The 21,934-nt window shown below is 62.1% G+C and carries 15 protein-coding genes and 3 pseudogenes; 8 read left to right on the forward strand and 10 right to left on the reverse strand.

Annotated features, from left to right (window positions below; genetic code table 11):
• The first annotated feature begins 200 nt into the window (after positions 1-200).
• Positions 201-1,940: a dipeptidase gene (locus ACUN0G_RS32275; RefSeq protein WP_445575382.1), complete on the forward strand. Its 1,740-nt coding sequence runs from the start codon at positions 201-203 to the stop codon at positions 1,938-1,940.
• 34 nt (positions 1,941-1,974) lie between these two features.
• Here ACUN0G_RS32275 and ACUN0G_RS32280 read toward each other — a convergent pair whose 3' ends face one another.
• The 4 genes from ACUN0G_RS32280 to ACUN0G_RS32295 all read right to left on the reverse strand — a co-directional run bounded on the left by ACUN0G_RS32280 (position 1,975) and on the right by ACUN0G_RS32295 (position 7,071).
• On the reverse strand, positions 1,975-3,714 hold the full coding sequence (locus ACUN0G_RS32280) for an ABC transporter ATP-binding protein (RefSeq protein WP_445575383.1): 1,740 nt from the start codon (positions 3,712-3,714) through the stop codon (positions 1,975-1,977).
• The gene (locus ACUN0G_RS32285; RefSeq protein ID WP_445575384.1) at positions 3,708-5,501 is read right to left on the reverse strand and encodes an ABC transporter ATP-binding protein; all 1,794 of its coding nucleotides are present in this window, start codon (positions 5,499-5,501) and stop codon (positions 3,708-3,710) included. The genes ACUN0G_RS32280 and ACUN0G_RS32285 overlap by 7 nt, the downstream gene beginning before the upstream one ends.
• 91 nt (positions 5,502-5,592) lie before the next feature.
• Positions 5,593-6,552, reverse strand: coding sequence for a FecR domain-containing protein (locus ACUN0G_RS32290; protein ID WP_445575385.1), 960 nt, complete (start codon positions 6,550-6,552; stop codon positions 5,593-5,595).
• Positions 6,553-6,561: 9 nt separating this feature from the next.
• Positions 6,562-7,071, reverse strand: a complete 510-nt coding sequence (locus tag ACUN0G_RS32295; protein WP_445575386.1) for a sigma-70 family RNA polymerase sigma factor — start codon at positions 7,069-7,071, stop codon at positions 6,562-6,564.
• A gap of 463 nt (positions 7,072-7,534) precedes the next feature.
• Here ACUN0G_RS32295 and ACUN0G_RS32300 point away from each other — a divergent pair, with 463 nt between their 5' ends.
• Positions 7,535-8,086, forward strand: coding sequence for a GNAT family N-acetyltransferase (locus tag ACUN0G_RS32300; protein ID WP_445575387.1), 552 nt, complete (start codon positions 7,535-7,537; stop codon positions 8,084-8,086).
• A 159-nt stretch (positions 8,087-8,245) separates the two neighbouring features.
• Here the strand turns inward: ACUN0G_RS32300 and ACUN0G_RS32305 are convergent, their stop codons facing one another.
• From ACUN0G_RS32305 to ACUN0G_RS32320, 4 genes are all read right to left on the reverse strand, one after another.
• Complete coding sequence (locus ACUN0G_RS32305) at positions 8,246-9,163, reverse strand: homocysteine S-methyltransferase family protein (RefSeq protein ID WP_445575388.1); 918 nt, start codon at positions 9,161-9,163, stop codon at positions 8,246-8,248.
• Positions 9,160-10,209 (reverse strand): ABC transporter substrate-binding protein, encoded by a 1,050-nt coding sequence (locus tag ACUN0G_RS32310; RefSeq protein ID WP_445575389.1) that lies wholly within the window; start codon positions 10,207-10,209, stop codon positions 9,160-9,162. The genes ACUN0G_RS32305 and ACUN0G_RS32310 overlap by 4 nt, the downstream gene beginning before the upstream one ends.
• An 8-nt stretch (positions 10,210-10,217) precedes the next feature.
• Positions 10,218-12,227 (reverse strand): ATP-binding cassette domain-containing protein, encoded by a 2,010-nt coding sequence (locus tag ACUN0G_RS32315; protein ID WP_445575624.1) that lies wholly within the window; start codon positions 12,225-12,227, stop codon positions 10,218-10,220.
• 345 nt (positions 12,228-12,572) lie between these two features.
• Positions 12,573-13,442: an isocitrate lyase/PEP mutase family protein gene (locus ACUN0G_RS32320; RefSeq protein WP_017475386.1), complete on the reverse strand. Its 870-nt coding sequence runs from the start codon at positions 13,440-13,442 to the stop codon at positions 12,573-12,575.
• 425 nt (positions 13,443-13,867) lie between these two features.
• Between ACUN0G_RS32320 and ACUN0G_RS32325 the strand changes: the two are divergent.
• Positions 13,868-14,845, forward strand: a pseudogene (locus ACUN0G_RS32325) (HAMP domain-containing protein); the annotation flags it as partial.
• A 321-nt stretch (positions 14,846-15,166) separates the two neighbouring features.
• Positions 15,167-15,709 (forward strand): annotated as a pseudogene (locus ACUN0G_RS32330) (methyl-accepting chemotaxis protein); the annotation flags it as partial.
• A gap of 120 nt (positions 15,710-15,829) precedes the next feature.
• On the opposite strand, the gene ACUN0G_RS32335 reads toward ACUN0G_RS32330, so the two are convergent.
• Positions 15,830-16,447, reverse strand: a complete 618-nt coding sequence (locus tag ACUN0G_RS32335) for a methyl-accepting chemotaxis protein (protein ID WP_442968512.1) — start codon at positions 16,445-16,447, stop codon at positions 15,830-15,832.
• Positions 16,421-17,185, reverse strand: a pseudogene (locus tag ACUN0G_RS32340) (PAS domain-containing protein); the annotation flags it as partial. The gene ACUN0G_RS32335 and the pseudogene ACUN0G_RS32340, both read right to left, overlap by 27 nt.
• Before the next feature lie 251 nt (positions 17,186-17,436).
• On the opposite strand from ACUN0G_RS32340, the gene ltnD reads away from it, so the two are divergent.
• The 4 genes from ltnD (at position 17,437) to ACUN0G_RS32360 (ending at position 21,925) form a co-directional block, all read left to right on the forward strand.
• Positions 17,437-18,342, forward strand: a complete 906-nt coding sequence (gene ltnD, locus ACUN0G_RS32345; protein WP_177027471.1) for an L-threonate dehydrogenase — start codon at positions 17,437-17,439, stop codon at positions 18,340-18,342.
• 10 nt (positions 18,343-18,352) lie between these two features.
• A complete protein-coding gene (gene otnK / locus ACUN0G_RS32350; protein WP_445575390.1) occupies positions 18,353-19,645 on the forward strand; it encodes a 3-oxo-tetronate kinase in 1,293 nt (430 codons plus the stop codon).
• Complete coding sequence (gene otnC, locus ACUN0G_RS32355; RefSeq protein ID WP_445575391.1) at positions 19,642-20,280, forward strand: 3-oxo-tetronate 4-phosphate decarboxylase; 639 nt, start codon at positions 19,642-19,644, stop codon at positions 20,278-20,280. Before otnK ends, otnC begins: the two co-directional genes overlap by 4 nt.
• 184 nt (positions 20,281-20,464) lie before the next feature.
• A complete protein-coding gene (locus ACUN0G_RS32360; protein WP_063028994.1) occupies positions 20,465-21,925 on the forward strand; it encodes a GntT/GntP/DsdX family permease in 1,461 nt (486 codons plus the stop codon).
• The last annotated feature ends 9 nt before the right edge of the window (positions 21,926-21,934 follow it).

Below are 21,934 nucleotides of genomic sequence, written 5' to 3' on the forward strand. Positions count from 1 at the left end.
CCACCGCTATCGCAGCCTCGCTAAAGCTCGACAGCTCCCACCCTGGATTTTCGTTTATGCGCCACATGCGCATTTCCTTCGGACAAACCCCACAACAGGGACTCCCCTCCTACGGCCTCCCGATGGTAGTGTGTGAAATTGTTTCTGACCTTCTGATCAGACATTTCTCACTCACTCCCTGCAAAGGAATGCCCTCAGCAATGGATTTTTCCCTCAAGCAACTGGCCGTAGCCACCCTGATGGCCGCCAGCCTTTCGGTGTTCACCACCCAAGCTCAAGCCAACCTCACCCCGCAACAGAATGCGATCATCCTGAAGACCTTCAGCGATGCTTCGGTCAAGGATTTCAGGCAGTTTCTCGATAGCCTGGCCAAGAGTGACGTGGCCAAGAGCGACAACCTCGGCCCGGCTATCAGCGCGTTCCTCGACAACAAGAACCTGACCGCCGACCAGCAGAATGAAATCCATCGCTTGCTGGGCCTGTATGCGCGGGTGAAGTACGGTGCTGCCGCCACTGAAACCCTGCGCGAACTGGTGGAGATCCCGACGTTCCAGGTGGCCGGCGTAGCCCAGCACGACAACCCCGAGTTCATCAAGATCGCCGCCAGGATCAAGAGCCTGGCCGAGTCGTTCAACCTGAACTTCCGCAACATCGACAACCGCGTGTATGAGATCTCCCTGGAAGGCAGCGGCGATGAAGTCGTCGGCATTCATGCTCACGCCGACGTGGTACCGGTAACCCCGGAAAACTGGGTGCTCAAGGACGGCACCAAGCTCGATCCGTTCAAGGTCACGCTGATTGGCGACCGCATGTATGGTCGCGGCACCGAGGATGACAAGAACGGCATCGTGGTGGCGATGTACGCGATGAAGGTGATCAAGGAAGAGAAGCTGCCGCTGGCACGCAATTTCAAGCTGCTGGTGGACACCACCGAGGAAACCTCCGGCGACGCGATCCCGTACTACTTCGAACATAACCCAACGCCCAATTACAACCTGGCGCTGGATGGCGGCTACCCGGTGGTGATCGCCGAGAAAGGCTACGGCACGGTCATGGCCAAGTTCCCCAAGCGCAAGGCTGAAGGCAAAGGCGCAGAAATCATCTCGATGACCGGCGGCAAGGCCACCAACCAGATTCCGTCGGCGTCGGTGGTGACACTGTTGAGCGACAAGCCCGCCGAACTGGCCGCCAGCCTGCAAAAGGCCGGTAGCGAATACGCCAAAAACAATGGCGGTGACTTCGACGTGGCAGCCAAGGTCGTCGGCAAAGACGTTCAGCTGACCGTCACCGGCGTGTCCGCCCACTCTTCCGAGCCGGAATCCGGGGTCAACCCGGTGGCCCGGATGCTCGACTTCCTCAACAGCCTCGACGGCAAGGTGGCGCTCAAGCACAACCAGTTCACCGACGCCGCGCGTTATGCCGCCACCAACTGGGGCCTGGATTACCTGGGCGGCAAACTGGGCGTGGGCTTCTCCGATGCGTTCATGGGGCCGCTGACCACTTCGCTGACCTATGTGGGTGAGGATGACGGTACCTTCAAGCTGGCGGTCAACCTGCGGGTGCCGAAGGGCAAGTCGCCGGAAGCGCTCAAAGCTGAAATCGCCGACAAACTGGCAGCCTGGACCAAGCAGAACCACGTGGCCGTGAGCTTCGACTATTCGATCGCCGAGCCGATGTACCGCAACCCTGAAGGCGAGTGGGTCAAGGCGCTGTTGGCGGTGGCCAGCGAGAACCTGGGCATGGAGCACAAGTACGGGACGTCGGCCGGCGCTACCTCGGTGCATGAGTTACCGAATGGCGTGCAATTCGGCCTGGCACGGCCAGAGGTCAAGTACACCGGCCATACCGACAACGAGTTCAAGACCGTCGACCAGTTCCTGCTGGACCTGCAGATCGTCACTGAAATGATGGGCCGCATCGGGCAACTGCCGAAGCTCTGATCCTCCCTTCGGACCCGCCTTCCTGGCGGGTCCACTAGGCGATACGCCAGCCCTTCGACGCCCGCCGCTGCGCCAGGAACCGGGCATAGCGCCCCTGGCGGGCCGTCAGTTGTTCAGGCGTGCCGTGCTCTACGATCCGGCCCTCTTCAAGCACCACGATCTGGTCGGCCATCACCACTGTCGACAGCTGATGCGCGATCACGATCAATGTGCACGTGCCGCGCAGCCGTGCCAGGGTTTCGGCAATGACCGCCTGGTTCTCGGCGTCCAGCGCAGCCGTGGCTTCGTCCACCAACAGGATCGGCGCGCCCTTGACCAGCGCCCGGGCGATCGCGACGCGCTGGCGCTCGCCACCGGACAGGCGTGCCCCGCCCTCGCCCACGCTGGTCGACAGGCCCATGGGCAGACGCTCGATGATGTCTTGCACGCCGGCCTGTCGCGCGGCCTTCAGCACTTGTGCATCGCTGGCATCGGGCTTGCCGAGGCGAATGTTGTCGGCGACGCTGCCCTGAAACAGGTAGGTGTCCTGGAAGATCTGGCTGATCTGCGCGTGGAGTTGCTCAACGGACATCTGTCGCACATCCACGCCACCGATACACACCTGGCCCTGGCTGACCTCGAAAAATCGCGCGACCAACCGCAAGAGCGTGGTCTTGCCGGAGCCGGAATCCCCTACGAGTGCGGTCATGCTACCGGGCTCAATACGCAGGTTTATTCCGCGCAGCACGTCCCGAGGACTACCCGGGTGACGAAAGCTGACGTCGCACAATTCCACTGAGGCATCCCGTGGGGATTGCGGCGCGCTCGGCTCCTTCAGCGGCGATGCGGCCAGTATCTCGCGCACCGCCTCAAGTTGCATCCCGGCGCCGCGCAACGTCTCGCCGTAGCCGGCCACCTCCAGCAGCGGGTCAATGAAGCGGCTGACCAGCAACAGCGAGACCATCACTGCGATCACCGAACCCACGTGCAAGGCATTCCCCAGGTACGCGTCAAGCCACACTGCAGCGGCGATCAACAGGGCGGCGAACACCATCTGCACCAGCCACATATTCAGCAGCACCGAGGTTGCGGACAACAGGATCAGGCGCGCCCCTGTCGCGTGCTGCTGCTCAATCGCCCGCTGCAGGAACACCGAGCGACCGCCACCACTGAACGCACGTAACACCGACTGCGATTGGGCGAACTCCAGCATGCGTTGGCTGGTATCGGCCGAGCTGCGCTGGAACGCCCGGTCGGCACGCCGGCCCAGCCGCGCGCTGAACCAGAACACGGCACCGAGAATCGGCAATGCCAAGAAGGCGATCAGGCCCATTTTCCAGTTCAACACACACAACGCCAGCACCAGCACCAACGGCGTCACTATGCCGCTGAGCACCGGGGTAAATACATGGGCCGGCAGTTGGGCCACGGTCATCATGCCCTGGGTCACCACCTGGTTGAGCCGCGCAGTGTTATCCGGCGTAAACCAGCCGACCGGCAGCCCGACGACGTGGTCGCCGATCCGCTGACGGCCGCCTTGCAGCACCGCCACGCCCACCGCGACACCAGCCTTTTCAACTTCCCGTCGCGTCGCCCAACACGTCGCCACCGCCGCCAGGAATACCACCAGCCACAGCGCTGCTTCGGCAAGATCACCGTTGAGCATATCGGTCAGTACCGGCACCAGCGCAGCGATGGTCAGCCCACAGAGCGCGCCGTAGAACACCACCTTTCTCACATAGCGATGCAAGACTGGCCCGTCGTCGCCCAACAGTTCGATAAAGGTTTTCAGCATGTCGGCAGCGCCTGTTCGCGGGTCTGTTTGTAGCCGCCCGACGCCCAAAGGCGCGCATAGCGGCCCTCCTGTGCGATCAGTCGAGGATGGTTGCCCTGCTCAACGATGCGGCCGTTTTCCAGCACGATGATGTGGTCGGCGTGCATCACGGTGTCGAGGCGATGGGCGATCACCAGCAGCGTGCGCCCTTGGGCAAAGCGCGACAGCGCGTCCTGGATCGCCACCTCGTTCCCGGCATCGGCGGCGGCCGTGGGCTCGTCCAGCACCAGCACCGGCGGCGCCAGCAATACCGCGCGGGCGATGCTGATGCGCTGCTGCTCACCACCGGACAACTGCGCGTCCTCGCCGATCACCGAGGCGTAGCCCCGTGGCAAGCCGATGATGCATTCGTGGATATTCGCGGCCCGGGCGGCCGCCTCGATTTCCTTGCGGCTGGCGCTGGGCCGGCCGAGGGCGATGTTTTCGGCAACGCTGGCGTGGACCAGGCGTACCTCTTGCAGCACAAACCCGATCAGGTTGTAGAGCTGCGAGGTCTCGATCTGCCGCAGGTCGACGCCGCCCAGGGTGATACGCCCTTCGGTCGGGTCAAAAAAGCGCAGCAGCAAGCGCGCCAGGGTCGACTTGCCCGAGCCCGAAGCGCCGACAATGGCGGTGACGGTACCGGGCTTGAGGGTGAAGCTGATGTTCGACAGTACGGGGTTCTGCGGGTCGTAGGCGTACCCGAGGTTTTCCACGCGTACTTCGGCGTCCTTGGGCAGCCGCTCGGAACCCGGTTCCACCTGCGCCAGCACCGGTGTCGCCAGCAGTGCCTGTACACGCTCGGCGGCGCCAACGGCGTTGTTCAGGTCGTGAGTGATGTAACTCAGCAGCATCAGCGGCGCGCAAATACCCGGCGCGACAATGGCGAACGGCAGTACCTCCACGGCGCTGATCCAGCCCAGGCTGATAAACACCAGGCCGAACGTCAGCACCGTTGCCAGCACCGTCACCGGGGCGATCATTGCGTTGGCGTTGGCCATCGTCCCCACCCGCGGCCGGGTGAATTCAACGAAGGCTTTGCTGAAATCATCCACCGCCTTGCGGTAGCTTGCGTGGGCCTTGCCGATGGCACCGAAGGCCTTGACCACCGGAATGCCGTTGACGAACTCGACGACTGCGTTATTGACCCGGGTCATGCGTTCGACAAAGGCCTGCCTGGTGCGGCCGCTGGCTTTCATCGCACGATTGAAGAACAGGAAGAACCCCGGAAACGGCAACAGCGATACCAGCGCCATGCGCCAGTCGACCGAGAACAGATACACCGCCGACAGCAGCACTGCCCCGGCGCAACGCCCGGCGGTGGTATAGAAATGTGCAGTCAGGCTGTGCAGGGTGCCGATGTCGTCCTGCATCGCCTGCTTGACCTCGCCCGACGCCCGCTCGGTGAACCAGCCCAGCCGCACCTGGCTCAGCCGCTGGGCGATTGCCAGGCGCAGGTGGCGAGTGAGGTGGTTGTCGGCCAGGTGCGCGACCGTCTCCGCAACCGTCATCAACAGCAGGCCCACGAACAGGCTCGCCAGGCTGACACTGATGGTCAACCACACCTCGCCCGATGCCTGGGCCATCGACGGCCCGCCGAGTGCAATCCTGGCAATGTGCACAATGCCCCCCTGCGGCACCAACGTCAGCATGCTGCCCACACCGGCCAGCAGTGCCGCAGCGATCAGTCGCCCGCGCACCGGCCGCAGCACTTGCGAGACCGCGCCCCGCCCCCTGGGTTTGGCCGCAGCCACATCCTTGTTACTCATGAAGTCTCCCTGACTGAATGAGCCTTTGCTCGCCCTTACCTTATCTTCCGAACGAGCGGCCAAAACCCTCAATCAAAATCTCAAGGTTTTTTCAGGCCGGGGCACTGACCGTCACCCAATAGCGGGTGCGCCTCACCACCTGGATCGGCAACGCGGCGGCCAGGTTGTTCAGGGCCAGGTCGGTATTTTCCAGGTGCAACACGCCGCTGACCCGCAGCGTCGCCACCTCCGGCGCACAGCGCAGTACACCGGGGCGGTAGCGCGCCAGCTCGGCGATCAGTTCGTCCAACCGGGTGCCATCGGCGATCAATAGTCCTTTGACCCAGGCGATGCTGCGGTCAGTCACCGCCGCAGTCGGTTGCACCTTGTCCCTGGAAACCGCGGCACCTTGCCCCGCCTCCACTCGCGCCGCTGGGCCATGGTCGGGCTGCACGCGTACGGCGCCCTCAAGCACTGCCAACTGGCAGCTGTCGTCGTCGCATTGGCGGACACTGAAGCGCGTGCCCAGGGCCTGAAACACACCTTGGCGACTCTGCACCCGAAACGGCCGGGGTGAAGGCGCAGTGGCGATGAAGACCTCACCGGCCCGCAGCAGTATCAGGCGTTGGTGGTCGTCGAATTGCACGTCAATCGCCGAGGCCGAGCCCAACACCAGGCGGGTACCGTCGGGCAATACGACTTCGCGAATTTCGCCAGTGCGGGTGCTATGGCCGGCACTTGCCAGTTGCCAGGCGTCAGTGCGGAGCACGCCGTAGGTGAGGCCACCGGCTGCGACCAACAGGCCCAGCAGCCGCAGGGTGCGGCGGCGATTGAGGGAATCGGGTGCTTCGGGTTCGGCCAGGCTGTGCCTGGCTACTGCGGCGGGGACGCTGTTGAGTTTTTGCTCGAAGCCCAGCAGGCGTGTCCAGGCCAATTCGTGATGGGGGTGTTCGGCGCGCCAGCGCAGGCAGTTGGCGTGGTCTTCGGCGCTGACGTCATCGGCCCACAGGCGAGCCATCCAGGCGGTGGCGCGCTCGATGATATCGGGGGCGATTGGCTGTTCGGTCGACATCGCCGTGGGTCAGCCGTGCAGGGTTTGGTAGCAGGCCTGCAGGCCGGTGGCGATGTATTTTTCCACCGAGGAGACGGAGACGTGCAGCTCGGCGGCGATCTCGCGGTAGCTCAGGCCATCGAGTTTGCACAGCAACAGGGCCTGGCGGGCCTTGGGTGGCAGGTTGTGCAGGGCGGCGTCGATTTCGATCAGGGCTTCGATGGCCAGGGCGCGGGTTTCTTCATCGGCCGCGCAGGGTTCGGGCAAGAGGGTCAGGGCTTGCAGGTAAGCGGTTTCGATCTGGCGACGGCGGTAGAGGTCGATGACCAGGCCGTTGGCGATTTGGGTCAGGTGGCGGCGGGATTCGCCGGTGGGCGGGAGTTGGCCCTTGCGCATGAGTTGCAGGTAGACGTCGTGGGCCAGGTCGGCGGCGTCGAATGCGTTGCCCAATTTGCGCCGCAGCACGGTGCGCAGCCAGCTGTTGTGGTCGACGTATAGAGTTTCAACCTGGCGTTGAAAGGCGAACTGTCCGATGTTCACAAACCTCTCCTTTTACCCAATGGGCCCGGGGGCATTGGGGTTTTGGTAATGGTTTGCAAGACTATCGGCTCTGGGGCGTGGGTGCAATGTGGGGGGGCTGGGTGGGGTGATGTGTGCCTATCCGTTTTTCGGTAACGGTGGCTTTTGGGGCGCCTGAGATCAAAAGCAGATCAAAAGCACAGCGGCCTCCCGGCCGGCTTGAGTGTTGTAAATCAAAAGCTAAAGCGGGCACGATCCAAATGTGGGAGCGGGCTTGCTCGCGAAGGTCGTTAACGATGACGCGGGCATTCTGGATGAACGCGGCGCTCTCAGGTTTTTCGCGAGCAAGCCCGCTCCCACATAAAAGCAGCTGTGCTTTCACTCCCCACACGGTGCGTGGGTGCGATCATGGGCCCACTTGATTGATTTTTTGCCGTGTAAGACACACCTTAGAGAATCGTTTTTCTTAAAGGTGACGCCGCCAGTGTCCGAATTCCCCATCGTCAAAACCGAACGCCTGACCCTCAGGGCGCTGACACAGCAGGACGCGGCGGCGTTGTTTGCGATTCATGGCGACGCAGAGGCAATGAGGTGGTTCGGCACCGATCCGCTGACCGAACCTCGCCAAGCGGAGCAATTGATTGAGGTATTTGCCAGTTGGCGTACGTCGCCCAACCCAGGCATTCGCTGGGGGATTGAGAACACAGCCACGGCAGAGCTGATCGGCACCTGTGGTTTCTTCAAATGGAATCGTGCGTGGCGAAGCTGTGCGATCAGCTTTGAGATGGCGCAGTCAGCACAAGGCCGCGGGCTGATGAAGGAGGCGGTTTACGCCGCCGTTCGATGGGCGTTCCAGCACATGGAACTCAACAGGATCGAAGCGCTGGTTCATCCCGACAATGCCCGGTCACTGAACCTGCTTGAAAAAGCCGGGTTCGTGCGGGAAGGAACGTTGAGGCAGGCGGGTTACTGGAACGGAGTTCATCAAGACCTGGTTCAGCTTTCGCTGCTGCGGACGGAGTGTGAGTACCTTTAACGAGTGCCCTTGGCCTGCTGTTCTATGGTTTGCATCCCTCAAGCGTGCATACGCGAGCTGCCATGCCTTGCGATTGCGCTCAGGCGTGTACTCCCGTCCGAACTCGGTTTCCAGATAGTCATCCGGGTTGATCACGGTCGCCATGGTCTTGGTTCACTCCTATGGCGCAACCTCTCTTTGCGGCCTCAGGTGCAGGTGCAACTGCGCGATGTGCTCGGGCCCGATGCCGCAGCAGCCGCCAACGATGGTCGCGCCCGCCTCGACCCAGGTTCTGGACCAGTCCAGGTAAGACTCGGGGCCCAGGTCACTACGAATTTCCAACAGCGTACTATTCGCCTTGGCCTCTGTGCTGACGGGAGGAAACGCGTTGGCATAAACCCCCAGCTCGATGCGTTGGCCAAGGCTTTGAATCACCATCCTGGCCTCGGTGAGTGCCGCTGCCATGACTTCCGGCTGACTGCAATTGAAGAGCACCGCCTGCGCGCCCAATTGTGCCGCCACACGTACGGCGTCGCCCACCGATTCGGTGGAGCGCAGCCGCGCGGGCCCATCCGTTTCATCCAGCAGCGTAAACGATACCCAAAGTGGCTTGGATTGCGCGCCCAACGCCTCAACGACCGCTCGAACTTCAGCGGTCGAACTCTGGGTCTCCGCCAGCCAGACATCCACATGGGCTTGCAGCCCATCGATCAGCTCGCGATGGATCGCGACCGAACGTTGATGATCAAACAGGTCGGGGCGATAGGAGCCCAGGGCCGGTGGCAACGAGCCCGCCACCACCACTGGCTCGGCACTCTCGGCGGCAGCCTGACGCGCCAGGCGCCCTGCCCGCTCTGCCAGCAAACGACCCTGCTCGGCAAAACGTGCATCGCCGATATGAAACGGCACCACGGCATAACTGTTGGTGGTGATGATCCGGGCACCGGCAGCAATGAATGCTCCGTGAGCCTGGAGCACAAACTCCGGTGCCTCGATCAACGCCAGCGCCGACCATTCAGGCTGGCGGAACGGCGCCCCGATGCGTTTCAACTCACGGCCCATGCCGCCATCGAGCAGGCGCAAAGCAATCTGGCTCATGGGTTTGTACTCACTTTTTGCGCCGACGGGGCCAACCATTGATCAACCGTCGCCGGGTTCGCCTGGACCCACGCCTTGGCCGCTGCATCTGCCGGCAGTTTCTCTTTTTCGATCTTCAGGATCAGGGTATTCAACTGCGCCGGTTCAATCGAGAAATTACGCAGGAATTCAGCGATTTTGGGTGCGCGCTTCTGCAAGGCCGTCGAAGCCAGCACATAGACCCTGGCGTCGGGGAAGGCACAGGTAATCTGGCTCTTGTTCAGCCAATCCGGGTCGACCGTCGGGCTGATAAATTTCCAGCAGCCATCGGCCTTGTACAGCGGGTCATCCTTTTTGTTGTCCTGGGCGTAACCGTCGAACGCCGGTTCTTCCAGACGTCGCAGGTCAAACGCCGAGAAAATCCAGTCTGGGGTATAGGCGTAAAACACCACGCCGCGTTGCGCCTTGTACGCCGCCGCCAGCTTGGCGTAGGTCACAGAAGCCTCGGTGGACACCGCCTCGAATTGATCGGCGAACCCATAATCCTTGGCCTTGATCTGGCCGATATAGGTCGACTCCCAGCCTGCCGGGCCGACCAGCAGCTGTGCCTCGCCACCGCCCAGAGGCTCGAAGAGCTTGGCCACTTCCGGTTTCTTCAGGTCGTAGACCGATTTCACACCGTACTTGTCCTGGATATACCCCGGGATGTAAAACCCCTGCTCGCCGGCATAAGGGTGGGCGTTCGGCACCAGTGAACGGGTGCCGCCTGTCACGTATCGGGCCCATGCTGCCGACTGGTTGGGCAACCAGATGTCGGTCAGCACATCCACCGCGCCATCGCCTTTGGCAGCGGCACTGAACAGCACCGCCACGTCCCCGGCCAGGTACGACACATCACCGTTCAGGCGGCTTTCGATAACTTCTCCAAGAATGTGCTGAATGGCGATTGCGCCCGTCCAGTTTTGCTCGCCAATGACAATCTTGTCCTTGGCGAAAACCGTCGGGGAGAAAATCAGGGAAGCCAACAGTGCGGCGGCTCCCCAGCGGCGCGATAAGGGTGTGTTCACGATAAATCTCACTCTGGGTTGTGCAGGTGATCTTGCTTGCGCAAGCTCGATTGAATGATTCGGTCCGGGATAAGCGCGCACAGCACAATCGCGACACCGGCCAGCATGCCCTCGCCTCCCTTGATGTTGCGCAGCGCCGTCATCACGTCATAACCCAGGCCTCCGGCGCCGATCAGGGCCGCGACCACGACCATCGACAGGCTCATGACGATGGTTTGGTTGATGCCCAGCAACAAGGAACGGCGGGCCAGCGGCAACTGGACCTTGATCAGGGTTTGCCAGGGACTGGCGCCATGGGCGACAGCCGCCTCGACGGCATCCTTGGGGACTTCCTGGATGCCCAGCGATGTCAGGCGAATCATCGGCGCCAAGGCAAAAATCACCGTCGCGATCACCGCCGGCGTCTTGCCCACGGAGAAGAACGCCACGGCGGGAATCAGGTACACAAAGGTGGGCAGCGTCTGCATCACATCCAGCAACGGCGTTACCACACGGCGAAACAGCCGTCGTTTCGCCAGGAGGATGCCGGTGGGCACGCCGATGACCAGCGCGATCAGTACCGACGAGCCCACCAGCGCCAGCGTGGCGATGGTGCGCTCCCAGAAACCGAACAGGCCGATGTACAACAATGCGGCGCTGCTTGTCAGCGCCAGCGCCAGGCCGGCCGAACGCCAGGCCAACAACACCAGCGCCAATGCCGAAACCGACCATGGCAACCATCCCAGCAGGTTTTCGATGCCCTCGATGACGGTACGGACGGCGACAATCACCCCGACAAATGCGCCTTCGAAGGTCACCTGAGACCAACCGATGAACTGGTCGATACTGTCTGCTGCAAACAACAACGCTTGCCGGTTTGCCGGAAACTGAAGCAACGCGCTATGGGTGTCCGGCGTGATGACTCGCCAGACCACCAGCGCCTCACTCGCAAGCAGTACCATCAACGGCAGCACCCAACTCGATACGTTGCGGCGCACCGGCTGACGGCTGAGGGAAACAGCCAGGAAACGACTGGCGCCGAGCACCGCCATGGCGGCCAGGACCGCGAACCACGCGCCGCTGATAATGCTTTTGACCAGGAAGGTCAATGCGGCAAGTTCGGCGGCGAATGTCAGCCAGAACAAGCCGCCCCTGCCACGGGCCGCCAGCGCTGCCGGCCCCAGCAGCAGCGCTTGCCACCCGCGTAGACGGGAGCTGGCGCGTTGCTCACGAGGCTCGGCATCGGGAGCCTGGAGACGGACGCTGGCAAGCTGTTGCACCGGGGATGGCGTGGGCGCGCAGTCGCGAAAAAAATCGGCGACTTCTGCATCGGCAGGACGCTCAAGCAACTGTGCCGGAGTGCCCAATTGCACCAATCGGCCTTTGCGTAGCACGGCAATACGGTCGGCCAGCAGGATAGCTTCTGCCGGGTCGTGGGTGACCAGCAAGGTGCTGATCCCGCGCTCCCGTGCCAGGGCCAGGAAGTGACGTTGCAAATCGCGTCGGATGGTGGGGTCGAGTGCGCTGAATGGCTCGTCCATCAGCAGGATATCGGGCTGCGTCACCAGCGCCCTGGCCAACCCGACGCGTTGCTGCATGCCTCCGGACAGCTCATGGGGATAATGCTCTCCCCAACCGTCCAACCCTACGGCCTTTAACTGCGTAATGGCCGCCGCATGACGAGCCGGCTCGGGTTCCCCGCGCAACTCCAACGGCAACGCGACGTTGTCCAGAACCGTGCGGTGGGGTAACAGGCCGAAATGTTGAAACACCATGCCGATACGGCGCGAGCGCAATGCACGCAAAGCCTTGCTGCTCAGCTCGCTGATGGCCTCGCCTTCAATCAACACCTCGCCGCTGGTGGGCTCGATCAAGCGGTTGATGTGCCGCAACAACGTCGACTTGCCGCTGCCGGAGGTGCCCATCAGACAGAGGACTTCTCCGCGGCGTACCTTCAAGTTGATATTGCTGACGGCGGGCAGCGCAGACGCGTCTTTTCGCGCATAAGCCTTGGTGATGTTTCGCAGCTCAAGCACCACATCACCGTCGTTCGCGTGATCGTCTCCGGTCCCCTCAGGGTGTCGGGAAGGCTCGACCCAGGCAGTCGCCAACGGGGATTGAATGATTGTCACAGTAGCTCCAGGTAGCCAAACGCAAAAAAAAGCGCTGCGCTTGAAGCGCAACACCTTCCGTGGGCATAAAGCTAAACGATCTTAAAAAGCAGGAATAAATACCTTTTTTGCATTAGCTTAAGCGTTGCGGTTCGGACGTTGTCGGCGGTGGCAACCCACGAAGAAACACGTTTGTGCAGACGAAAAAAAAGGACCTCTTTTCAGAGGTCCTTTTTCAGTTTCTGTCGCGTAACGCCTGACGCCTAGCGGGCTCTACTCTTGAACATCCATGAACTCCTTGGCCCAGCTCACGTAGGTGTCGGGGAAGGTGTAGGTATGGGTCAGTTCGCTGGCGGTCAGGTTCGACGTGCTGCGCGTGAGGTTGCGCTGTTCACGAAGGCTGTCGTAGGTGGCCTTGATCGAGGCGAAGTACGCGCCGTGGCCGGCCACCACAATCCGCACACCCAGTTTGGCCAGGCGTTCGTTGTCATTAAGATTCGGGTTGGCGTAGGTCACCAGCATCAACGGGACCGTCAGGCCTTCGGCGATCTGTTCAAGGTGGTCGAAGTCACGGACACCCACCATGCAGATGCCGTCTGCACCGGCTTCTTGATACGCCTTGGTGCGATGGATAACGTCTTCCACCGGCAGCACGGCGGCGTTGGTGCGCGCGATGATTGAAAGCTGCGGATCGACCCGCGCCTCCAGGGCTGCCTTGACCTTGCCCACGCCCTCTTCCGTGCTGATGAGGTCGGTGGATTTGCGCCCGAACTGCGCGGGCAGCAAGGTATCTTCAATGGTCAGCGCTGAAACGCCCGCACGCTCCAGTTCCTGGACCGTGCGCATCACGTTCAGAGCATTGCCGTAGCCGTGGTCAGCGTCGGCGATCACCGGAAGTTGCGCCACCCGGCCGATGCGGGTGGCCTGCTCGACGAACTCACTCAGGGTAATCAGCGCGAAGTCCGGCGCAGCCAACACTTGCAGCGACGCCACCGAACCACCCAGGATGCCGACTTCAAAGCCCAGGTCTGCCGCAATCCTGGCAGACATCGGGTCGAACACCGAGGCGGTGTGAAAGCAGTGCTGGGAGGCCAGCAGCTCGCGAAACGAGCGCCGCAGATCATGGTGGGAAATTTTCGACATGTTCACTCCTCACTGTCGCCGTATATGCGGGAACGACCAGTGCCAATTCAAAAGTAGGGCTAGCGTATCACGCCGTAAAAAGATGGTTGATGACGTTTGAGAAACTTATGCATCACGTTTAGCAGAGGCGTTTGATGGCGCGGTGTTCGAGGACTGAGACCACCAGCCCCCACCGTTAAACCGCACCTTCGGCCTCAAGTGCGTGCCCCAGCAGTCGATATACAGGGGGTACGCATGGCCACACCCGCCGTCAAAACAACACATGCGACGTTCGACCCCACTGTTTCTCCTTGCCAAAACTATAAATACCCGCAGGTGAAGTCATGAATATCAAGCAGAAGCTGACCTGGGCCTTTGCGGCCATCGCGTGCCTGCCGGTCATCCTGGTGGCCATTCTGGTGGTGCTGAATGTGCGCGAGGGGGCCATGGCCAATTTCCTCGACAGCAGCGGCCGCGAGATCCGTCAGATCGACAACGGCATGAAGCAATTTTTCGACGGCATCAGCCAGAACGTCGAATACGTGGCCAAGGACCCGCGCGTTGTCGCGGCCAAGGACCTCAAGAGTTATGCCGGCGCCGACGCTGCACAAATTCCGCTGACTGCGACCAACAAGGACCTTCTGGGGATTTTCGACCAGTTCGCCAAAAGCCATCCCAGCACCGTCTACCTGTCCCTGGGACTGAGCGACGGCGGTTACGCCAGTTGGCCTGACGACACCAAACTGAACAACTACGACCCGCGCGTGCGCCCCTGGTACCAGGCGGCCATCGCTGCGCCAGGCAAGACCGTGCGTACCGGCGCCTACTATTGGGCGCCAGACGATGTGTCGCTGATCGGCACTGTGCACACCGTCGCCGACGACACGGGCAAGATCCTCGGCGTCGTCGGCCTGGACGTGTCGCTCAAGCAACTCACCGAACTGGTGCGCAACATCAAGCTCGGCGACAGCGGCTACCTGATGCTGGTGGAAGCCAACGGCAACGTGCTGGTAGACCCCAGCGACGCCAAGCACAACTTCAAACCGATGGCCGATCTGGGCCCTGATTATGCCGAGCTGGCCAAGCGCGGCGACGGCGTGACCCAGGTGAACATCGAGGGTGTGACCTACATGGCCAACGTGGTCAGTTCCAAAGACCTGGGCTGGCGTTTTATCGGCCTGATCAAGCGCGACGAAGTGATGGCCGGCGCCACTCGCCTGACTTGGCTGATCGCCGCCATCGCCGCCGCACTGGCCGTGGTGTTCGCGATTGTCGGCGCCAGCTTTGCCAGCGTGATTGTGCGCCCGATTCGCGGGGTTGCCGACGGCCTGCAAGAGATTGCCGAAGGTGAAGGCGACCTCACCCGCCAACTCAAGGTGCAGGGCAAGGACGAAACCGCCAGCCTGGCGGGCTGGTTCAACCAGTTCCTGAGCATGATCGCCCAGTTGGTGCAGCGCATCGGCAATGCCTCTTCCGACCTGCAAGCCGCCGCCGCCGACACCCGCGATGTCGCCCATAACATGAACCAGGCGGCAGGCCGCCAACGTGAAGCCGTGGAGCTGGTCAGTACCGCCTTCAACGAAATGGTGGCGACCGCCAACGAAGTCGCCCGCTCCTGCAGCGCTGCCGCATCGAGTGCCGACGAAGGCTACCGCGATGTACACGACGGCCAGCAGCATATCGGCGAAGCCACCGGCAGCGTGCTCAAGCTTAGCGAAGACCTGCAGCGCTCCACCCAGACGATGCAGCAACTGGAGCAGGACAGCAAAAACATCAACACCATCCTCGACACCATCCGCTCGATTGCCGAACAGACCAACCTGCTGGCGCTTAACGCCGCCATCGAAGCCGCACGTGCCGGTGACCAGGGCCGTGGGTTCGCCGTGGTTGCCGACGAGGTGCGCGCCCTGGCGCGACGCACCGCCGACTCCACCGGCGAAATCGACAGCCTGCTGGGCAACCTCGCCCGCCGCACCCAGGAAGTCACCCAGCAGATGCAGGGCAGCCTGCTGGTGTCCCACACCAGCGTGGAACGCATCCAGCAGGCCCGCGACAGCTTCGACAAGATCCGTGGCTCGGTGGACTCGATTCGCGACCAGAACACACAGATCGCCACAGCCGCCGAGGAGCAGCACCAGGTGGCCGAAGAGATCAACCGGCACATCGCGCAGATCCATGCCGATGCGCAGTTGGTGGAAGGCTTTGCGCATTCGGCGCAGACCGGGTCTGGACGGTTGACGGATATTTCCGGTCAGCTCAAGGGCCTGGTGGGGCGCTTCAAGTTCTAGGCATTTCGCTGAGGGTAATGCCTGAACCGCTTACAGCGCCGGCAAAAAAAAGCGCCACTCAATGAGTGGCGCTTTTTCTATTCCCTGTTCGACGTCAAGAGCAAGGCGCAGCTTGAGGCTCTACCCCACCCAGCTGATGGCGGTCTTTGGAATCACTTCGGATTCATCGAGCTTGGAAGCGAACATGCTCACCGCCTCGACCGCGTCGCTGGTGCCAGTGCGAATCTGCAAAATCACCGAACCGGCTTGATCGGCCAACGTAACGCCGCGCTGCGCCCCTTCCTGGGTGGCATTCATGCTGACGACCGCGTCCCGTGTCTCGGCGAGAATCTTGCTGATCATCTCGGCGATTTCCGCCGTAGAGCGGCTGGTGCGCCCCGCCAATTGCCTCACCTCGTCGGCAACCACGGCAAACCCCCGCCCTTGATCCCCGGCGCGGGCAGCCTCGATGGCGGCATTGAGCGCCAGCAGGTTGGTCTGGTCAGCAATCCCGCGAATGGTATTGACGATGGCGGTGATCTGCTCGGAGCGATCGCCCAGTTGTCCCACCAGTCGCGCAGACGCCCCGATGTTTTCGGCAATGCGGCGCATCTCGCTGGCGGTCTCTTGAATGACCTGGGTGCCCTGCTCGGCAAACTTCTCGGTCTCGGCAGAAATATGGTAAGCCCGGGAAGCGCCACGGGAGTCGGCCTCGAATTTCTCGACCCGCTCGGTGATGTCACTGGCGAATTTGACGATCTTGGTCAACTTGCCGTCGGCGTCATACACCGGGTTATAGCTTGCCTCCAGCCACACGACGCGGCCGTGCTTGCCCAGGCGTTTAAATTGCCCGCTGAAAAACTCGCCCCCATTCAGCCGACGCCAGAAGTCGGTGTACTCATCGCTGTTCACCAGGCCGGGTTCGCAAAACATCCGGTGATGCTTGCCCTTGAGTTCCGCCAGCCCATAACCCATGACATTCAGAAAGTTTTCGTTGGCGACGAGCACATTGCCGCTCAGGTCGAACTCGATCACCGCCATGGCCCGGTCCAGCGCCGCAAGCTTGCTGCGGGTGGCGGCCTCCTGGGCCACTTTGTCGGTGACGACAAGCGCATACTTGACGACCTTCAACACCTGGCCACGTTCGTCCAGCACCGGGTTATAACTGGCCTCCAGCCAGACCGTCTGCCCGTCTTTATTGACTCTCTGAAAGGTGCCGGAAACGAATTTTCCGGCCCGAAGCGCGGCCCAGAATTCGCCGTATGCCGCGCTGTTCGTCAATGCAGGCAAGCAAAAGTCCCGATGTGACTTTGCACTCAATTCATCCGGGCGATATCCCAACGCCTGCAAGAAGTTATCGTTGGCGCGAAGCACCTTGCCGTTCAAGTCGAACTCGACCACGGCCATCGAGCGCTCAAGCGCAGCCATCAATCCTTTGTACCCTGCAACATCGGCCGTCCTGGCTGCCAGTTCTGTTTTCAACGTTTTATTGAACATGACGTACCCCTTCAGAGCAATGGACTCTTAAAGGCGCTATCGGCTGTGAGTTGCGGAACTAAACACAGCCCGGCAGGCTTTTTATTTGACGTCAATTTAGTGCTCTTTTCCTTGCACCACGAGGCCTGCGGGACGCTCACATTGCCAATGTTAAAATATGTTATTTTAAAAAATAACTTCACATAATCCGATCACTGGTGGATTATCAGCCCAACCTGTCTCACCCCCTGACCACAAAACAGGAACCCCCCATGAATAATAAGAACGTCGGTGTTATTGGACTTGGCGCGATGGGCCTGGGCATTGCCCGCTCGTTGCTGCGCAATGGTTTCAATGTGCATGCCTGTGATGTGCGTGAAACCGTCACACAACAGTTCGCCAGCGAAGGCGGCGTAGCCTGCAGTTCACCGGCACAGATGGCGGGTGAATGCGATGTGATCATCACCGTGGTGGTGAATGCCGAACAGACCGAGACCGTCCTGTTTGGTGAACACTCGGCGGCGGCCGCATTGCGCCCGGGAAGCCTGGTGATTGGCTGTGCCACGGTGGCGCCGACCTATGCCGTGGAGCTGGGCAAGCGCCTCGCAGACGCCGGGTTGCTGTACCTGGATGCGCCGATCTCCGGCGGTGCCGCCAAGGCCGCGGCCGGCGAAATGACCATGATGACTTCCGGCCCGGCCGAAGCCTATGCCAAGGCGGATGCGGTGCTCGCGGGTATGGCCGGCAAGGTTTATCGACTGGGCGATGTGCATGGCCTGGGCTCCAAGGTCAAGATCATCAACCAGCTGCTGGCGGGCGTGCACATTGCCGCCTCCGCCGAAGCGATGGCGCTGGGGCTGCGCGAAGGGGTCGACGCCGATGCCTTGTATGAGGTGATCACCCACAGCGCCGGCAATTCCTGGATGTTCGAGAACCGCGTGCCACACATTCTCAAGGCCGATTACACGCCGTTGTCCGCCGTGGATATTTTCGTCAAGGACCTGGGCCTGGTGCTGGATACCGCACGGGCCAGCAAGTTTCCGCTGCCGCTGTCGGCCACCGCGCACCAGATGTTCATGCAGGCCTCCAGCGCCGGTTTCGGGCGTGAGGACGATTCGGCGGTGATCAAGATTTTCCCGGGCATCGAACTGCCGACCGCCAAGCCTGACTCCGTATAAGGACCGCGCCATGAACCTACCTGCCGCACGCCCTTTACTGGGCTGCATCGCCGACGATTTCACCGGGGCCACCGACCTCGCCAATATGCTGGTGCGCGGCGGAATGCGTACGGTGCAGAGCATTGGCATTCCGAGCGACGAAGTCGCGGCCGGGCTGGACGCAGACGCAATCGTCATTGCCCTGAAATCCCGCACCCTGCCGGTTGCCGACGCCATCGCCGACTCCCTGACCGCCCTGGAATGGCTGCGCGCACAGGGTTGCGAGCAGATTTTCTTCAAGTACTGCTCCACGTTCGACTCGACGTCTGCCGGCAATATCGGCCAAGTCAGCGAAGCGCTGCTCAAGGCGCTGGGCAGTGACTTCACTCTCGCCTGCCCGGCATTTCCGGAAAACGGCCGGACGATCTTCCGTGGCCATTTGTTCGTGCAAGACCAGTTACTCAACGAGTCGGGCATGCAGCACCATCCGCTGACCCCCATGACCGATGCCAACCTGGTCCGTGTGCTGCAGTCGCAAACCTCCTGCAAGGTTGGGCTGCTGCGCTACGACAGCATTGCCCAGGGCGTTTCGCAGGTTCGCGAGAAAATCGCTGAACTGCGCGCCCAAGGTGTAGGCATGGCGGTTGCCGATGCGCTGTCCGACCAGGACCTTTATACCCTCGGCGTCGCCTGCGCCGACTTGCCGCTGTTGACGGGTGGTTCGGGCCTGGCCCTGGGACTTCCGGAAAACTTCCGCCGTGCCGGCAAGCTGCGCGACTTCGACCCGGCATCACTGCCAACGGTGGAAGGCGGCGAAGTGGTGTTGGCCGGCAGCGCGTCGATCGCCACCAACGGCCAGGTTGCCGCCTGGATCGAGACCGGGCGACCAGCACTGCGCATCGATCCGCTGGCCCTGGCAGCCGGTGAACCGGTGGTGGCAAACGCTTTGGCTTTTGCACGCGACCAGCCACACACCGTCTTGATCTACGCCACCAGCACCCCGGACGAAGTCAAGGCGGTCCAGCAGCAACTGGGTGTCGAGCATGCGGGCGAGCTGGTGGAGAACGCCTTGGGCGCCATCGCCCAGGCCCTTCGCGACAGCGGCGTGCGGCGCTTCGTTGTCGCCGGTGGTGAAACCTCCGGCGCGGTGGTCAAGGCGCTCGGCGTACAGCTGTTGCAGATTGGCGCGCAGATCGACCCCGGGGTGCCGGCCACCGTGAGCAACACCGCCGAACCGCTGGCGCTGGCCCTCAAGTCCGGCAACTTCGGCGGCCGGGACTTTTTCGACAAGGCCCTGAAGCAATTGGCCGGAGGTGCGCAATGAGTCGCGAACACGCACTGCGCGAGGAGATTTGCACGGTTGGGCACAGCCTTTATCAGCGCGGGTTTACCGTGGGCAGCGCCGGCAACATCAGCGCCCGGCTCGATGATGGCTGGCTGATCACCCCCACCGACGCCTGCCTTGGACGCCTGGACCCGACAGCCATTGCCAAGGTCGATCTGGCGGGCAAATGGGTGTCGGGCGACAAGCCGTCGAAGACCCTGGCCCTGCATCGCCAGGTCTACGATCGCAACCCTAGCGTGGGTGGCGTGGTGCATACCCATTCCACCCACCTCGTGGCACTGACCCTGGCCGGAGTATGGAGCCAGGACGACATCCTGCCGCCGCTGACGCCGTATCAGGTGATGAAAGTTGGCCATATCCCATTGATCAACTATCAACGCCCTGGCTCCCCCAATGTCGCCGAACAAGTGGCGCAACTGGCCAACCGCGTACGCGGTGTGATGCTCGAACGCCTGGGGCCGGTGGTCTGGGAAAGCTCCGTGTCCAAGGCCAGTTATGCCCTGGAAGAACTCGAAGAAACCGCACGGCTTTGGCTGATGAGCAACCCGCGCCCGGCGCCACTGGACCAGTCCGCACTGGACGAACTGCGGGAGACGTTCGGCGCCCAGTGGTAGGTCTCCGGTTTTACCCGCAACCCCCTTGATGCACGCCTTCGCGACCAGAGGCAGCCACGCTGTCGCGAGCACGTGCCTGAACAATAAAAACAACAGGACATTCCAGCATGATCAAGCCCTACTGCAGTGTTGACCCTTACAGCGGCACTCACCTTTCGCACGCTCAATGCGCAGGGTGGATGCTATGAGCCCGCTTATTCTGATGGCAACCGCCGGCCTTGGGATCGCACTCCTGCTGTTTCTGGTGCTCAAGTACAAATTCCAGCCGTTTGTGGCGCTGATGCTGGTGAGCATCCTGGTGGCGTTGGTCGCCGGGGTGAAACCGGCCGACCTGGTCGCCACCATCGAAGGCGGGATGGGCAAGACCCTCGGCCATATCGCAATCATCATCGCCCTGGGCGCCATGATAGGTCGCATCATCGAGTTGTCCGGTGGCGCCGAGGCGCTGGCGAAAACCCTGATCGAACGCTTCGGTAACCGACGCACGCCGCTGGCGTTGACGGTGGCCGGCTTCATCATCGGTGTGCCGGTGTTCTTCGAAGTCGGGGTGATCATCCTGATGCCGCTGGCCTATGGCGTTGCCCGCCGGGCGCGCAAACCGCTGCTGATGTTTGCCTTGCCGATGTGCGCGGCGCTGCTCACGGTGCACGCCTTCCTGCCTCCGCATCCCGGTGCCGTCGCGGCCGCCAGCCAACTGGGCGCCGACCTGGGCCGGGTGCTGATGTTCGGGCTGCCGCTCACGGCCTTCCTGTGCTACGTCGGCTACCGCGTGGCCGGACGCATGACCCGGCGTTTTTACCCGATGTCCGATGATATCCGTGCAGAGGTCTACGGCCCCCACGTGACCAACGATGACCTGCGCGCCTGGCATAACGGCAACGCCCAGAACGTCGAACAGGGGGCTGGCGCCGTCGCGCACATGGGCCTCGAAGAGTCCACCAGCAGTCTCGTTGCCAAGCTGCCGCCCGCGCCGGCACCGGGTTTCGGGCTGATCGTCAGCCTGATCCTGTTGCCCATCATCCTGATTCTGCTGGGCACCCTGGCGACGTCGCTGCTGCCCATCGAGTCGACGTTGCGGGCGATCATGACCGTCCTCGGCGCTCCGTTGGTGGCACTGCTGCTCGACACCTTGCTGTGTGCCTGGCTGCTGGGCTCCCGTCGCGGCTGGAGCCGTACCCAGGTGTCCGATGTGATCGGCTCGGCATTGCCCGGCGTGGCCATGGTGATCCTGATCGCCGGCGCCGGCGGCGTGTTCGGCAAGGTGCTGGTGGACACCGGGATCGGTGCGGTGGTCTCCGACTTGTTGCGCACCACCGGGCTGCCAGTGCTGGCGCTGGGCTTTTTGCTGACCATGCTGTTGCGCGCGGTACAGGGTTCGACCACCGTGGCGCTGGTGACCACAGCGGGTATCATCAGCCCGTTGATTGCCACGCTTAACCTGACGCCCAACCATATGGCCCTGCTGTGCCTGGCCATGGGCGGTGGCGGGCTGGCGATGTCGCACATCAACGATGCTGGCTACTGGATTTTCACTAAACTGGCCGGCCTCAACGTGGCTGACGGCCTGCGCACCTGGACGGTGATCACCACCCTGCTGGGTACCCTGGGTTTCCTTGTCACCCTGTTGATCTGGCCTTTTGTCTGAAGGAGTTCC

It is taken from the genome of Pseudomonas sp. 32A (genome assembly GCF_052682255.1).

Excerpts from the sequence above, each read along its gene's own strand:
- otnK (WP_445575390.1), top strand. The coding sequence starts at position 18,353 with ATGAACCTACCTGCCGCACGCCCTTTACTGGGCTGCATCGCCGACGAT.
- otnC (WP_445575391.1), top strand. The coding sequence starts at position 19,642 with ATGAGTCGCGAACACGCACTGCGCGAGGAGATTTGCACGGTTGGGCAC.
- ACUN0G_RS32290 (WP_445575385.1), bottom strand. The coding sequence starts at position 6,552 with ATGTCGACCGAACAGCCAATCGCCCCCGATATCATCGAGCGCGCCACC.
- ACUN0G_RS32360 (WP_063028994.1), top strand. The coding sequence starts at position 20,465 with ATGAGCCCGCTTATTCTGATGGCAACCGCCGGCCTTGGGATCGCACTC.
- ACUN0G_RS32305 (WP_445575388.1), bottom strand. The coding sequence starts at position 9,163 with ATGAGCCAGATTGCTTTGCGCCTGCTCGATGGCGGCATGGGCCGTGAG.
- ACUN0G_RS32280 (WP_445575383.1), bottom strand. The coding sequence starts at position 3,714 with ATGCTGAAAACCTTTATCGAACTGTTGGGCGACGACGGGCCAGTCTTG.
- ACUN0G_RS32275 (WP_445575382.1), top strand. The coding sequence starts at position 201 with ATGGATTTTTCCCTCAAGCAACTGGCCGTAGCCACCCTGATGGCCGCC.
- ACUN0G_RS32320 (WP_017475386.1), bottom strand. The coding sequence starts at position 13,442 with ATGTCGAAAATTTCCCACCATGATCTGCGGCGCTCGTTTCGCGAGCTG.
- ltnD (WP_177027471.1), top strand. The coding sequence starts at position 17,437 with ATGAATAATAAGAACGTCGGTGTTATTGGACTTGGCGCGATGGGCCTG.
- ACUN0G_RS32285 (WP_445575384.1), bottom strand. The coding sequence starts at position 5,501 with ATGAGTAACAAGGATGTGGCTGCGGCCAAACCCAGGGGGCGGGGCGCG.